This window comes from Rhizobium sp. PDO1-076, assembly GCF_000247475.1.
Taxonomy (GTDB): domain Bacteria; phylum Pseudomonadota; class Alphaproteobacteria; order Rhizobiales; family Rhizobiaceae; genus Allorhizobium.
The window spans coordinates 1-1,610 of record NZ_AHZC01000261.1; the positions used below are offsets into that span (position 1 = coordinate 1).

Sequence of the window (1,610 nt, forward strand, 5' to 3'; positions counted from 1 at the left end):
GGAGGTGCGGACAAATTCTTGGACTGCTTATGCTGCAATTCCGAGGTTCCGCCGGTATTCGGCGGGGCTAATGCCGCCCAGTGAGAGTTTTATGCGATGCTGATTGTACCACTGGATGTAGGTATCTAGCTGCTGCATGAAGTCGGTAGCGGTCGTATTGATCCAGGTGCGACTGTAGTACATTTCGTTTTTCAGCCGCCCAAAGAAGCCCTCGCAGGCCGAGTTATCCGGTGAGCACCCTTTGCGTGACATGGACCGGGGCAGCTGAGCATTTTGCATACGGGACAGCCAGCCGGGCCAACGATAATGGGCACCCCGATCCGAGTGCACAACAGGTCGGTCGGGACTGCCGGTGATTGTTTCGATTGCGGCGTCAAGCATTGTGTTCACTAGCTCTGCGTCCGGGCGCGTGCTTACAGACCAACTGACCACTAAGCCATCGAAACAATCGATCATGGGCGACAGATACACTTTACCTGCTGGCAGTTGGAATTCAGTGATATCGGTCAGCCATTTCTCGTTTGGCTTCGAAGCGTGGAAATCACGATTGACCAAATTTTCCGGCGCGGGATTTAATTCGCCTTGGTAAGACGTGTATCGACGCCGCCTAGCCGTGGTCACAACCAACTGCTCCTGCTTCATCAAGCGGCGTACTATCTTTTCTGAGACCTGTTCTCCGTCTCTGGCCAGTGCCGCATGAATGCGTCTGTAGCCGTAGCAGTTACGGTTGGTCTCGAAGAGCACCACAATGGTCTGACGAAGATCTGCGTATCGGTCCTCAAGAGAAAGCAGAGACCGATGATAAAAATAAGAACTGCGGGCGAACTCAAGCCGCCTGAGGAGTTCGGGTAATGCATATGTGTTTCGCAGGGCATCAACCAGCAGTGTCTTTTCCCGGTTTCCCAGGAGCCGCAGATCGATGCCCAGATCTTTTTTTATGAGTTCATTAGCCTTCGTAAGCAGGTCATGTTCCAGTTGTAGACGCTTCACATCTCTGCGAAGGGCTTCAAGTTCACGCTCGAGTTCGTCTCGGCTGGCAGTCGGTGGTAATTCGCGATGGCGTGTCATGGATGCAGGGACCTCACGACCAAGTTTCTGGTTCTTCCATTCGTACAACGTCTGCCGGCTTACGCCTACCTTCTGAGCCACCGAGCGGACACTGTCACGCCGGGAGCACAAATCGATCACGGCCGTTCGCTTCTGCTGCTCCGATCTGAGGGTCCCGCTTGAGTTGCCGGTGTGAACTCGCCGCCTGTCGCCAGGTTGAGATTCATCGATCCAAGCCGAAAGCTTTTCGCGGCCAGGGTAGCCAAGTGCCTTGATGGTCCATGCCAAGCAGCGTCCGTGGTCCAGATAGTGCTCAACAGCAATCCTCTTTTGCTCATCCGAATACCGCTGTTTGGTGCGCACGTAACCTGCCGACAAGTCGTTGCCGGATGCGAATTCGCGATGCCAATGCTTCAGAGCATTCTTCGTCGGATACCCCAACTGACGGATGGTGGCATTCGCCCGCTTGCCGAGCTTGATATAGAGCTGCACAGCTCTCATGCGGTCTTCGTACGAATACATGAACTATCTCCTGTTAGTCCAAGTTTTCGTCCGCATCCCCC

1 protein-coding gene is annotated in these 1,610 nt (G+C 54.3%); it reads right to left on the reverse strand.

The window, feature by feature from the left end; translation table 11 throughout:
- Positions 1–27 precede the first annotated feature (27 nt).
- The gene (locus PDO_RS14565) at positions 28–1,569 is read right to left on the reverse strand and encodes an IS3 family transposase (RefSeq protein ID WP_007603080.1); all 1,542 of its coding nucleotides are present in this window, start codon (positions 1,567–1,569) and stop codon (positions 28–30) included.
- Positions 1,570–1,610 lie beyond the last annotated feature (41 nt).